At 63.0% G+C, this 11,620-nt stretch carries 13 protein-coding genes and 1 pseudogene; 8 read left to right on the plus strand and 6 right to left on the minus strand.

Translation table 11 applies throughout. The features are described from left to right. Positions 1-125: 125 nt before the first annotated feature. The 4 genes and pseudogenes from ABGA94_RS09785 to ABGA94_RS09800 form a co-directional block, all read left to right on the plus strand. Positions 126-236, plus strand: a pseudogene (locus ABGA94_RS09785) (DnaA regulatory inactivator Hda); the annotation flags it as partial. Next, the gene (locus ABGA94_RS09790) at positions 215-670 is read left to right on the plus strand and encodes an SRPBCC domain-containing protein (protein WP_375367153.1); all 456 of its coding nucleotides are present in this window, start codon (positions 215-217) and stop codon (positions 668-670) included. The pseudogene ABGA94_RS09785 and the gene ABGA94_RS09790, both read left to right, overlap by 22 nt. Before the next feature lie 11 nt (positions 671-681). Continuing rightward, the gene (locus ABGA94_RS09795) at positions 682-996 is read left to right on the plus strand and encodes a helix-turn-helix transcriptional regulator (RefSeq protein ID WP_005416268.1); all 315 of its coding nucleotides are present in this window, start codon (positions 682-684) and stop codon (positions 994-996) included. 2 nt (positions 997-998) lie between these two features. Next, positions 999-1,457 (plus strand): SRPBCC family protein, encoded by a 459-nt coding sequence (locus ABGA94_RS09800; RefSeq protein WP_111129064.1) that lies wholly within the window; start codon positions 999-1,001, stop codon positions 1,455-1,457. Positions 1,458-1,510: 53 nt separating this feature from the next. Here the strand turns inward: ABGA94_RS09800 and ABGA94_RS09805 are convergent, their stop codons facing one another. Beyond that, positions 1,511-2,797, minus strand: coding sequence for a S9 family peptidase (locus ABGA94_RS09805; RefSeq protein WP_111129065.1), 1,287 nt, complete (start codon positions 2,795-2,797; stop codon positions 1,511-1,513). Positions 2,798-2,940: 143 nt separating this feature from the next. On the opposite strand from ABGA94_RS09805, the gene ABGA94_RS09810 reads away from it, so the two are divergent. After that, positions 2,941-3,312 (plus strand): DUF4180 domain-containing protein, encoded by a 372-nt coding sequence (locus ABGA94_RS09810; RefSeq protein WP_065185152.1) that lies wholly within the window; start codon positions 2,941-2,943, stop codon positions 3,310-3,312. Here the strand turns inward: ABGA94_RS09810 and ABGA94_RS09815 are convergent. The 3 genes from ABGA94_RS09815 to ABGA94_RS09825 all read right to left on the minus strand — a co-directional run bounded on the left by ABGA94_RS09815 (position 3,309) and on the right by ABGA94_RS09825 (position 6,741). Then, positions 3,309-4,091: a 3-hydroxybutyrate dehydrogenase gene (locus tag ABGA94_RS09815; protein WP_005416264.1), complete on the minus strand. Its 783-nt coding sequence runs from the start codon at positions 4,089-4,091 to the stop codon at positions 3,309-3,311. The genes ABGA94_RS09810 and ABGA94_RS09815 overlap by 4 nt on opposite strands. 1,360 nt (positions 4,092-5,451) lie before the next feature. After that, a complete protein-coding gene (locus tag ABGA94_RS09820) occupies positions 5,452-5,931 on the minus strand; it encodes a hypothetical protein (protein ID WP_231109030.1) in 480 nt (159 codons plus the stop codon). A gap of 78 nt (positions 5,932-6,009) precedes the next feature. Beyond that, entirely contained in the window at positions 6,010-6,741 is a 732-nt protein-coding gene (locus ABGA94_RS09825; RefSeq protein WP_005416260.1) for a hypothetical protein, read from the minus strand. A gap of 550 nt (positions 6,742-7,291) precedes the next feature. Here ABGA94_RS09825 and ABGA94_RS09830 point away from each other — a divergent pair. Beyond that, positions 7,292-7,867, plus strand: coding sequence for a hypothetical protein (locus ABGA94_RS09830; RefSeq protein WP_329916087.1), 576 nt, complete (start codon positions 7,292-7,294; stop codon positions 7,865-7,867). 93 nt (positions 7,868-7,960) lie between these two features. Here ABGA94_RS09830 and ABGA94_RS09835 read toward each other — a convergent pair whose 3' ends face one another. Beyond that, the gene (locus tag ABGA94_RS09835; RefSeq protein WP_375367157.1) at positions 7,961-8,800 is read right to left on the minus strand and encodes a type 1 glutamine amidotransferase domain-containing protein; all 840 of its coding nucleotides are present in this window, start codon (positions 8,798-8,800) and stop codon (positions 7,961-7,963) included. A 96-nt stretch (positions 8,801-8,896) separates the two neighbouring features. On the opposite strand from ABGA94_RS09835, the gene ABGA94_RS09840 reads away from it, so the two are divergent. Next, a complete protein-coding gene (locus tag ABGA94_RS09840) occupies positions 8,897-9,820 on the plus strand; it encodes a LysR family transcriptional regulator (RefSeq protein WP_375367159.1) in 924 nt (307 codons plus the stop codon). Positions 9,821-10,360: 540 nt separating this feature from the next. Continuing rightward, a complete protein-coding gene (locus ABGA94_RS09845) occupies positions 10,361-10,717 on the plus strand; it encodes a hypothetical protein (RefSeq protein ID WP_188248231.1) in 357 nt (118 codons plus the stop codon). A gap of 69 nt (positions 10,718-10,786) precedes the next feature. Here ABGA94_RS09845 and ABGA94_RS09850 read toward each other — a convergent pair whose 3' ends face one another. Beyond that, complete coding sequence (locus tag ABGA94_RS09850) at positions 10,787-11,425, minus strand: hypothetical protein (protein ID WP_194430749.1); 639 nt, start codon at positions 11,423-11,425, stop codon at positions 10,787-10,789. Positions 11,426-11,620: the final 195 nt, after the last annotated feature.

Below are 11,620 nucleotides of genomic sequence, written 5' to 3' on the forward strand. Positions count from 1 at the left end.
TGCTGGCCGACCTGCGCGAGGAACTGGAACTGGTGCAGGGCGCCAGCCATCCGTTCGATCTGGACGCTTACCGCGCCGGCAAGCAGACCCCGGTGTTCTTCGGCTCGGGCGTGAACAACTTCGGCGTGCAGCCGCTGGATGAGGAAGGTCGTGCTGCGGTGCTGCGCGAGCGTGCACTGCGACGTGGCCTGGCCATCGATGAAGCGGCCATCGAATGGCTGCTGTCGCACACCGGGTCGGCATCAAGGCCCCCGCAAGCCAAGTGTATCAAGCACTGGCCACCCCTGAAGGCGTCGCCGCCTGGTGGGCCGAAGACACCCATGGCGACCGCGATACCGGCGGCACGGTCAGGGTGCGCTTCACGAACAACGACCAGGAAATCGGCGCCATGGAAATGCAGCTCGAACAGCTCATTCCCGGCGAGCTGGTGCTCTGGAAGTTCCTCGTCGGCCCTGCCGAATGGATCGGCACGCATGCGCGTTTCGTGCTGAAGCAGGAAGGCGACTACTGCATCGTCCTGTTCACCCACGAAGGCTGGAAGGAGCGTGTCGAGTTCACGTCCCACTGCAGTACCAAGTGGGCGGTGTTCCTGATGAGCCTGAAGGCACTGCTGGAGACCGGCAAGGGCCAGCCCAACCCCCACGACGTCAGGATCGACAACTGGAACTGAAGACGCCCCGCATGAATGCAGACAAGGTGTTCAAGGCCTTGGCCGACCCCACGCGCCGGACGCTGCTGGACCTGCTCTGCGAAGACAACGGCCAGACGCTGGGCCAGCTGTGCGAGCACCTGGACATGGCCCGGCAATCGGTCACCCAGCACCTTGGCCTGCTGGAAGACGCCAATTTGATCAGCACCGTGCGCCGTGGCCGCGAGAAGCTGCACTTCATCAACCCGGTACCGCTGCACGAAGTCTATGAGCGCTGGGTACGCAAGTTCGAGCAGCAGCGCCTGAGCCTGCTGCATGACCTGAAACGAGAGCTGGAAGGAGAATGACGATGTCCGTTGAATCGACCCGCTTCATCCACGTGATCTATATCGCCTCCACCCCACAGAAGGTGTTCGAGGCCATCACCCGCCCCGAGATCGCCAGTCGCTACTGGGGCCACGAGAACGTCTCGGACTGGAAACCCGGCTCGCGCTGGCAGCACGTGCGCGCCAACGAAACGCGCTCGGTCGAACTGGTCGGCGAAGTGGTAGAAAGCAACCCGCCCTCGCGGCTGGTCATCACCTGGGCCGCCGCCTCGCAGGCCGACAACCCGGACGCCTACAGCCGGGTCACCTTCGAGATCGTGCCCTACCAGGACATGGTGCGGCTGACGGTTACCCATGAGGAACTGGAACCCGGCAGCGGCATGGATACCGGCATCCGCCAGGGCTGGCCGATCGTGCTGTCGAGCCTGAAGTCGCTGCTGGAGACCGGCAAGGGATTGGATGTGTTTGCGAAGCCGAGCTGAGTCGTGCCGCTATCGGCGGCGGAGCGCCATCCGCCGCCTGCGCCACCATCCGCTCAATCGCTCACTGTGCGCGCGCGCCCGTATTGTCCGTGCACATCCTGCTTGATCCAATCCGCCAGCAGGCGCAGATAGCCGTCGGTGATCCGCGTCGACACGCGGTTGCCCTCGGCATCGGTGCGGAACTCGACCATGCCGTGATCGGTATCCGGGAACAGGTAGGTCTCGATCGGCTGCCCTGACCCGCGCAGGCGACCCAGGATGGTACGCGTGGCCGCAATCGGTGCGGCCCGGTCCTGTTCGGCCAGCACCCACAGCAACGGCACCTTCAGTCGCTGCAGCGCGGCCTCGGCGTCGTAGTCCCAGATCAGCTCCAGGTTGTCGAAGCGCGCGCGGCCGATCCGGCGCAGGTCGGCGTCACTCATGCGCAGCATGTCGCCGCTGAATTCGCCACTGATGGTCTTTGCCCACGGCGCGGCACCCACCTGCGCACGCACCTTCGCCAGCGCCTCGAAACCTTCACTGAAATGCGCGCGCATCAGCTGCGCCGTGGCGTCCGACAGCTGGCCGACCTGCTTCATGGCCGCCGGATCCAGTTGCAGGCGGTGCGCCTCGTCGAACAACTGCTCGCGGTCCTCCTCGATGGGCGAGACCACCAGCCCGAAACCGATCGCCACGAAATCCGCCTGCGAACGCGTGGCCGCCAGCGGCGCGATCCAACCGCCCTGGCTGCCACCGAAGTAGCCGGCACGGCCGAAGCGGCCTTTGGCCAGTTCCCGCGCCTTCGCCAGCGCCGCCGCTGCGTCGTCAGCGAGCAGCTCGAAGTTCTGCGTGTACTCGCCTTCCGAATCGCCGGTGCCACGCTTCTGGTAGGCGAACACCGAGATTCCCTGCGCCACCAGCATGCGTTGGTAGATCGCCGCCACCGCCATCGTGCGTTCCGAGCCATGGACCAGCACCACCAGCGGCCGCTTGGGATCGGCCGGACCGGCGGGTTCGATCAACTGCCCGACCAGCTTGGTTCCGGCACTGGTGAAAGTTGCATCGGTATCGCGGGTGGACAGTCGCTGCCAGCGCTGCGTGGCCCCCGCAGGCGAGCTAACGCTGACCACATCGCCGCTGCAGCTCACCGGTGCGTTGGCATCGCCGGTGGCGCCACGTCGCCCGTCCAGCATCAGATAACGCTGCCCCGTGGCCGGTGCCGCAGCGGGTGCGCCCAGCACCACGATGTTGCCCTGCCCATCACCGTAGGCACTGACCGCGCATAGGTCGGCGGCTGCAGCCGGCAGGCCCGAACACACCAGCACCGCGCTCAACAACGAACGACTCTTCCACCCTGCCATGCCCGTCCCCATTGCAGTGAACCCGCGTCGCGCAGGCGCCGGGCGCAGCCTAGCGCGTTCGTTCGCCAGATTCATGCTGCACCCGCTCGCCGTCGCCTTCTGCCATGGCCATACTGGAAGGACGATACGGACTTCAGAATGCCATGCACCCACACTTGGAACACATCGGCACCACCCGCATCCTGCGCGTCGGCCCGCAGGGCCCGACGCTCGATGCCACCGCCCTGCGCGACCTGGTCGGCGATGCCCTCGGGCACCAGGCCGAGTGGATCGCCGTGCCGGTGCAACGCCTTTCGGCGGACTTCTTCGAGCTGCGCTCCGGCATGGCCGGGCAATGGCTGCAGATGCTGGTGAACTACCGCTTGCGCTTCGCCGTACTGGGCGAAGTCAGCGCCTACCGCGCACAAAGCGCGTCGCTGGATGCATGGATCACCGAGTGCAACCGCGGCCGCGACGGCTGCTTTGTCGCCGATTGGGATGCCCTGCTGGCACGTCTTCCCGTATCGGCCAGCTAGCGCGCCGTCCAGCCCCCATCCACCGGCAGCGCCGTGCCGGTGATCTGTGCCGCCGCGTCCGAAGCCAGGAACACCACCATCTCGCCCAGTTGCTCGGGCGTCACGAACTGCAGCGACGGCTGCTTTTCAGCCAGCAGCGCACGCGCGGCGGTCTCCTGATCCGTGCCGTCGTTCTCTGCAAGCGCGGTGATCTGCCGCTCGACCAGCGCCGTCCGCACCCAGCCCGGGCAGATGGCATTGGCGGTGATGCCGGTGCCCGCATTCTCCAGCGCGGTTACCTTGGTGAAGCCCACCACGCCATGCTTGGCCGCCACATAGGCCGACTTGTTCACCGAGCCCACCAGGCCGTGTACCGACGCGATGTTGATGATGCGACCGGCGCCCTGCTGCTTCATGTGCGGCAACGCCGCCGCCGTTGCATGGAACACCGCCGACAGGTTCAGCGCCAGGATCGCATCCCACTTGTCGACCGGGAATTCCTCGATCGACGCGGTGTACTGGATACCAGCATTATTCACCAGGATGTCGATGCGGCCCATCGTCGTCACGACGCGGTCGATCATCGCGCGCACCGCCTCGCCCCGGGAAAGGTCCGCGCCATCGTGCACCACCCGCACGCCGAACTCAGCTTCCAGGCGGGTACGGATGCGTTCGATCTCCGCCGCATCGCCGAAGCCATTCAGCACGATATCGGCACCTTGCCGCGCCAGCGCCGTGGCGATGCCAAGACCGATACCGCTGGTGGAGCCGGTGACCACCGCAACCTTTCCACTGAACATGGGTGAGCTTCCATTGGGCGTAGGTGGCCAGTGTAGCTTCACCGGCGCGCCCCTTTAAGCGACGCTACCTTGGTCAATCAACGGTTAGAACGCGTTGGGTACCCGCGGAGGGAAGTGTCCAGCGTTCATTCAAAACGGTACACCTCAGAGGGGGCGCAGTCGTGGCCTGCTAGCGATACTGTCCGACTCCCACATAGGGCAATGCATCCATGCTTTGCCCGGCGGATCGAAATCGAACAGGTCCGAAAATAGCTTCTGCAGCCGTTCTACTCCCCCCACCGCCAACCGGGGGGGGCGCCTTTCATCCAGCAGATGAGGACAAGGACCAACACTACGGCCCACGTGTAGAGCTGAAACGCGATGGGCTCGCGAAATGGAGAGAACAGAAACGGACCCGCCAGCAGCAGGCCGAATGCGACTGCGTACACCAGCCAGCCCTGCCACGCGCACGGCATCCCCCAACCCCATCCGTACTTTTTCCTGGTAAACCAGTACTTCCTGCTGATCATTGCAATCTTCCTCGATGGCCGCCGGTCTCACGTACCTGATCCAAGCATGCTTTGAGCTGTTCATGAAGACGTCGGTCCAGAATCAAGTCAGTATCCCCTCTGGTTGTGACGAGAACAGAGCTACGGTCCGTGCGCAGCACGAAGACGTTGCGACCGTTCTGCATGCGGAACTTGCCAAGTTCAACGCCCCCTGTGCTGGTCCCAAGTTGCCGGTGAGGCAGCGTGATCCTTGAAGCATCGGAAGCGTCCTGCCACGAGACACTGGAAAGCGGGAGCTGCAGTCGGACAAACGCTGCTGACCCAATCAGCTGGCCATCTGTAACGGCGATGTACGCTGTTCGCGCTTGATATACGAGGCCAAAGGCAACTACGACAACAACGGCCAGCGCCGAGCCGAGCGCAATATTCCTGGCTGGCACCCCGCCAGAGCGGGATGCAAACCATATTGTGATCAGAACCACGGCTGCTGCCACGCATATGCCGAGAGGAAGCGCGTAGGCGTGAATCAGGGATACATCCAGCGTCGATCGGCACATCATCAGGAACTACTCCGCAGAGATTGACCGCATGCCATAAACGTAAATCGTCTCGACAATTGTCTCAAATGCGTCTTCGTCACAGGTGACAAGGCCCACGCTTCGCATCGCGCGCAGAAACGAGCGGACCTCGTTCCATGTTACGGGCTTTGCGTGTTCATCGCAGATCATACTTGCACTGCCACGCATGAGAATGCTTCGGCATCAGATACCGCGCAACAAACGCCCATCTCTCATCGATCACATCGGTCGAACATGGGCTGCGCGCTGTGATGCCATTGCAGTGACACTGTTCATACCGAACTTCAACACGCTCTAGAAGAGAACGCTCGCTCGATCAACGGTCGCGAGCGGGTTGGCCTTCCGCACCGCCTCAAGGAACAGCAGGAAATCCCGATTGAACAGCGTCAGGTTGTTGGTGAACGTCACGCACTTTCTGCCCGATGCTTTGCTGAAGCACACCTGCCAGACATAGCGCCCGTAGATCCTGTCAGACGTTCGTGTGACTGAGGTGATCTGCGAGAGCGGAACCGCCGTGGGCACCGGGCCCCGCCGCAGGTAAAAGGACGCCGCATCAAAGAAGTAGTGCTCCCGATCCTCTTTTCCATCCACCATCACCAAGGTCATGGACCTGCCGGAAATCCGGCGCGGGGCATGCAAAGGCAGCCCCGATTTCACGTACGAGCGAGCAGTTGCTGACATTCGCCAAAGGGTGAACCAGAGGATCACCAACGGAAGGGCCGCGAGGATAATGAAACCTACGGTCTTCAAAACAGTTTCCAGCGTGCTGGGCACACAGATCTCCAGGATGAACGTTCAGGCGATGCCCAAGTAGATCCACGCCATGCGTGGATGCTCTCCCTCAGCGCCCCATCACTTCCAATGATCCGGCCCCAGGAACGGCAGGCTCAACACAAACACCGGAACCGCCACAGGGATCAACGCCGCCCCCAGCACCTTGCCCGCCGCCGAACCCACGCCCGGCTTGTCCTCCCGCTCCGGCAGGATCCGCTGCGCCCGTGCATTGATCGGCTGTGCCAGCTTTCCCTTCTCCGCCAGCGCCGCAGCATCGGGCAACTTCACCCTCTCGCCGTCGCCCTCGAACAGCGCGCTGTAATAGCTGCCGCCCTTCCTTGAAAGATTGCAGGCCCGGTCAAACGCCAGCGCGTAGCGGGTCCGGTCCATCGGCAGGTAGTAGCGTGCCCGCTCCTCCACGGCCTTGGCCTCACGCGAGGGGACCTCAATCCGCTCCAGCTTGAACTGCGCGGCCTGCTCCGCCGTCACCTGCTCCGGCCGCAGCAGCAGCGCATAGCTGCCGTGCACCTTGGCCTTGTTGGCCGGGTCGCGCCAGTCTTCATGGAAGTACATCTGCGCGCAGACCACCGCCTCGCGCAGCGGGCTGTCCATCAGCGCACGGTACTCGCGGAACGGCGCGGCATTGAAGCGCATCGGCTCGTCATAGCGCGGCAACAGGTACAGCTGGCCGTCGTCGGCGACGAACGCACTGGTGATCTCGCGGCTAGAAGCGTGCTCCTCCGGGCCACTGGCACAGCCGGACAGCAAGCCAAGGCACAGGGCGGAGAGAATGAAGAAGGACGTTCGCATGTCGTGTTCGAGGGCTTCCCTGGGAAAACGGCCCCGCCCGAAGGGACGAGGCCAGCCCGTCATGGTGCCATGCCGGGCTTGCCATGCCCAATCAAACTGCTGGAGATCGAGCGGGTTCAAGCCGCTGGCGCTGGTCGGCGTGATATATTGAGTGCGCCTGGACATCCATGTTCAGTGACGTTCCTGGATCAGTCTGGAACGAGCGCAACAGGTATATCCCCGTTCGGCCTGTCCGTAGCGCTTGGGGATTATCCAACCACCAGCGCGCCAGATTGCTCCTTGGTTGGCGGAATGAGCCAGCAGCTGCGGGCCGTGCACCTTGCCCAAGGGCCAGGTCAGCCACCCGGGCAGGCCTTTGAAGAAGCGCCGCGACATAAGCCGTATTTCCAGCATGCCGATTACGGCATCCGTGGGTCGCCGGCCCCTTCAGCCGTGCCGGCGCAGTCGGCATCGCGATTGCTGCCACGTCTGTCGCAATCGCCAAACACTTTGCCCCGCTACTGGGGAACCGATGAAGAAGAAAGCCCACTCTTGAAAGGAGAGCGCGTAAATGAACGCTGATGATGCGAAGTCAATACCGATGATGGACCCGCTCGCGAACCAGCACACCGGTGGATCGAGTGCATCCAGACGCACCATCTATGTAGATCTTGATGGCGTAATGGCCGACTTCGACGCGGCATTTCCCGCCCTGTTTGGCCTGGACCATCGTGTGCTTGCCGACGATGAAATGTGGGGGCACATCAACGGCCACCCGTCATTCTTCCGCGACCTTCCGCCGATGCACGGTGCAGTGGAGTTCTTCCACAGCATCCACCACTTGAACCCGGTGATTCTCACGGCCTGCCCGAAATCGAACTATCCACTCGCTGCCATGCAGAAGCGGCAGTGGGTACGCGAACACCTGTCAGCAACCTGCCTGGTGTTGCCTGTGCTCGGCGGCAGGCACAAGCCTCTTTTCATGCACCAGCCAGGCGATGTTCTGATCGACGATTTCGAAACGAACTGTGATGCCTGGACAGCGGCCGGAGGCGTAGCGATCCGGCACGCCGGCGATTGGACCGCGACGCGTCACGCGCTGTCCCAGATTGAAGATCTGTCAGGGGCAGCGCTCGCGAAGGGCTGATGCCCTCTCTTCCGACCACGTTGGCACTTCCATAGACAGGCCGAGGCGCTGGCCCCTCGGCCCAGGGCTGGCAACCTGCTGCCCAGCCCCGCCCTACTTCAACCGCTCCACCAACCGCTGCCCCACCTCCAACGCCGACGCCGGGTTCTGCCCGGTAATCAGCTCGCGGTCCACCACCACATGCCCGGTCCACGGCGTGGTGTTGCTACTGAACGTCGCCCCCGCCCGCTGCAACGCCGTCTGCGGGTAGAACTTCATCTCACCGCCACCCAGCAACGGCTTGGCCTGCTCTTCTTCCTGGTTGCTGATCACCGTCATCTGGTAGCCGCTGTAGATCCACTTCGGCGTGGCCGGCGTCGCACCCGCCTCCAGCTTTGCCACGAAACCACCCGCATCCGGCAGCGTGGACAGCAGCGCGATCGGCCCGTGGCAGACCAGCGCGGTGGTCTTGTTGCGCTGGTGGAAGTCGGCCAGCAGCCGACCCAGTGCCGGGCTCTTCAGCAGGTCCTGCATCGGCGCGTGGCCACCGGGAATGTAGACCGCATCGAACCGCGCGTAGCCCTGCTGCTCCACGCGCGCCAGGCTGACCACCGGCGAGGCGGTCGGCGAGGTCAGCGCCAGTTTCTCCAGCAGATCCTTGTGCAGCGTCAGCTGCGCGGCGTCGTTGCCGAAGTACGCCGGCGTCACCGAGGACGCATCCACCGTCGGCGCCCGCCCCTGCGGCGTGGCGAAGGTCACCTGGTGGCCCGCGTCCAGCAGCAGCTTGACCGGCTGCATCAGCTCGTTGAGATAGAAGCCGGTGGACAGCACCTTGCCGTCCTTCAGGTCCAGGTGGTTTTCGTCGGACAGCACCACCAGCACGTTGGCGGCATGCGCGCCGCTGGCAGCCAGGGTCAGGGCCAGCGCTGCGGCCAGCCGGATCTTCAGGTTCATGGAGAGCTCCTATCGGGGAATGGCGGCCACTTTATTCATCGCCCCAGCGGCGATAAATTAGCCCCATCGCAAAACATCTGTTCCCCGGAGAGCCAAATGAGCCGCAAGTTCGACTACCTGGGCGATGTGGAGGTGTTCCTGGCGGTGGTCGAGCACGGCTCGTTCACGGCCGGCGCGGTGGCGCTGTCCACCACGCCGTCGGTGCTAAGCCGCGCGGTCACCCGTCTGGAAGCGCGACTGGGCCGGCAGCTGCTGCAGCGGACCACCCGCCGCGTGGGCCTGACCGACGCCGGGCGGCTCTATCTGGAACAGGTGCGCACCGCCTTCGGGCTGCTGGACGACGCCGAGCGCGACGTACTGGCCCAGGACGGTGCGCTGGCCGGCCGCGTGCGCCTGAGCGTGCCCACCACCTATGGCCACTACCGGCTGCCGCCCGTGCTGGCGCGGTTTGCGCAGCAGTATCCGCAGGTGCAGGTGGAACTGAACATCACCAACCGCAACGTGGACCTGGTGGCCGAAGGCTTCGACCTGGCCATCCGCCTGGGCCAGCTGCCGGACAGCGGGCTCGTGGGGCGAAAGCTGGAGGATGCCCCGCTGCTGCTGGTGGCCGCACCGGACTACCTGCAACGCCGTGGCACGCCGCAGACGCTGGACGACCTGCAGCAGCACCTGTGCCTGCCCTTCGTGATGCCGCGCACCGGGCGGCTGGCCCCGTGGATCTTCCGCGACGACGGGCGCGACGTGGACTGGCTGCCGCGCTCGTCCATCGAGACCTCCGACGATGTACTGGGCGTGGTGTCGCTGGCCGAACAGGGCATCGGCATCTGCCAGAGCTATGCGTTCATCGTGCAAGAGCGGTTGCAGCGTGGGCAGCTGGTGGAAGTGCTGCCGCAGCTGCGTGGGCGGTCGCGGCCGTTCTCGGTGATCTATGCGCCGCATCGGCGGCAGTCGGCGGCGGCGCGGGCGATGATTGAGTTGCTGGTGGGGAATGCGGCGGTGGTTGGGGATGGCGGTGGTTGAGGCTGCGAGGCTTGCTGGCGGTGTCGCGTTTGAACCGGTTTTCGGGGCGTGCGGCTGATTTTGCGCTGTTGCCTGCTGAGGCGAACTAAGAACTGTTGCAAAGAAGGCCGTCGCGCTACTCGCTTGTAGCGCAGGCGATTGCGTCATTCCGAATCACAATCAACAGAGCAGCTGCGCGAATACGTCTGGCGGTGTCGCGTGCTGCACGAACGGTGCGTGCCACAATAGTTCCTCGCTCTCGAATTCCGCTTCCTGTTCGCCATCTTCTATTGGCGTTCGCAGCGGCGGTGTAGACACCATGACGCGCCACCGACAACGGGTGGCCGGGCGTGCAAACCCGAGACGTAGAGTGAAAACGCTTGCCAGTCGGCACCGTCCTTGAGGCGGTGCCGGCTGGCAATCCGTCGGCCTATATGGCGGACGGTGCGTGGGGGCCTTCGGGCCCGCCGGTCACTTCTCTGCGTCCCGGTTTGCAACCCGCACCGTCCGCCACCCGCTCACGCGGTGACGCTGTTAAGCACAGCCAAGGAAACCGACGCCATGAACGAATCCGACATCCTCTCCGCTTATACCGTTGTTGAGCCCATTAACGACGACGCTTCCCTGCCCGACCTGAACTACCTACTCGGCATCCTCAAGCGCATGCGGGGGTGCGAGGGTGCAGATGGGCATCCCTGGCCAGAAACCGATGTCTCGCCAGGCCGCCGCGTGAGTCTGGCCAGGAGCGAGCGCGCGATGGTGGGAGCGCTGACGGTGTTGGAGGTGCTGCACGCGGCAGACCGCTGCCGGGTGGCAGCGGACCCGGAACGGCATCTGGATGAGGGGGTTGTGGATGGGTTGTTCCTGGCTTGCCGCGGGCTGGTTGAGTGGGCTTGTCGGGAGGTTAGGCCGGAGTGACTTTGATCCAAACCACATCAAGCAGAAGCCTAAACCTTATCAAATACTGTTCGCACCCTAGCATAGGATTTAGACGTGGGGCCACAGAGAGGCGACATATGAAAGCTCCGCATCCACCATCGGCTTGAAGTTCTTCCCCGTTGCCGAATAGGTAAACAACTTACTATTTCGGACATCAAGAACACTGAAGCTTACACCCGCAGGCTGAACCGGGCCTAGAACATGATTCATAAGCGTAACAATGAGATCTGCCTTTGTTTTAGTCAGAGCATCGGTCTTCAAGTAGAGCTTTATGACGTGTGGATCGCCGTTGATCCTTAAACCAAGCTCTGGACTTACGGCCACGTCAATCCCCGAATGGCTGTATATTTCACTGGGAGGCAAAAACCAATCAAGCTTCTTTTGCCCCCACCATTTCTTATACCCCGCAACCATGGGTGGATAGTTTGCCAACTTCTTTGGATCCAAGAGCATCTTCGTCAACCCAGACAAATCCGCTTTTACGCCATGCTTCTTATGTATCGAAACCAACCCCTCCCGGAGAGCCTTATAGAAATCAGTAGCCGGGTCATATGCCTGCCTGTTCTTTAGCTGGCTGACTTTAGTTGCCTTTGGGCTTCCCGCCTTCGTCACCACCTCAATAAGATCTGTGAGCGTAATTCTTGGCACAAGACACTCCTTGCAATCCCTTAGGTAAGAGGAGGACATCCCGAAGCAGGACGCCCACAGGCTCAAGAAATCAATTACTTCCTACACCACTAGACCAAAGCAGATACAAAAACTCGCACTTCGGAACTATTATGCAACGACAGCTCGCGCAAACATAGGCCCAGCCCTCAACTCCGCTGACCGTGTGCGCACACAACATACTGATCCTTTGCAGGCGCCAACTCCCGAGCGACT

This window comes from Stenotrophomonas sp. 3diitr2024 (assembly GCF_042136455.1).
In the GTDB taxonomy this organism is placed as follows: domain Bacteria; phylum Pseudomonadota; class Gammaproteobacteria; order Xanthomonadales; family Xanthomonadaceae; genus Stenotrophomonas; species Stenotrophomonas sepilia.

Coding starts and splice junctions, on each gene's coding strand:
- ABGA94_RS09830 (WP_329916087.1), top strand. CDS start 7,292: ATGAACGCTGATGATGCGAAGTCAATACCGATGATGGACCCGCTCGCG.
- ABGA94_RS09800 (WP_111129064.1), top strand. CDS start 999: ATGTCCGTTGAATCGACCCGCTTCATCCACGTGATCTATATCGCCTCC.
- ABGA94_RS09795 (WP_005416268.1), top strand. CDS start 682: ATGAATGCAGACAAGGTGTTCAAGGCCTTGGCCGACCCCACGCGCCGG.
- ABGA94_RS09810 (WP_065185152.1), top strand. CDS start 2,941: ATGCACCCACACTTGGAACACATCGGCACCACCCGCATCCTGCGCGTC.
- ABGA94_RS09815 (WP_005416264.1), bottom strand. CDS start 4,091: ATGTTCAGTGGAAAGGTTGCGGTGGTCACCGGCTCCACCAGCGGTATC.
- ABGA94_RS09840 (WP_375367159.1), top strand. CDS start 8,897: ATGAGCCGCAAGTTCGACTACCTGGGCGATGTGGAGGTGTTCCTGGCG.
- ABGA94_RS09805 (WP_111129065.1), bottom strand. CDS start 2,797: ATGGCAGGGTGGAAGAGTCGTTCGTTGTTGAGCGCGGTGCTGGTGTGT.
- ABGA94_RS09845 (WP_188248231.1), top strand. CDS start 10,361: ATGAACGAATCCGACATCCTCTCCGCTTATACCGTTGTTGAGCCCATT.
- ABGA94_RS09850 (WP_194430749.1), bottom strand. CDS start 11,425: ATGTCCTCCTCTTACCTAAGGGATTGCAAGGAGTGTCTTGTGCCAAGA.
- ABGA94_RS09835 (WP_375367157.1), bottom strand. CDS start 8,800: ATGAACCTGAAGATCCGGCTGGCCGCAGCGCTGGCCCTGACCCTGGCT.
- ABGA94_RS09825 (WP_005416260.1), bottom strand. CDS start 6,741: ATGCGAACGTCCTTCTTCATTCTCTCCGCCCTGTGCCTTGGCTTGCTG.
- ABGA94_RS09790 (WP_375367153.1), top strand. CDS start 215: ATGGCTGCTGTCGCACACCGGGTCGGCATCAAGGCCCCCGCAAGCCAA.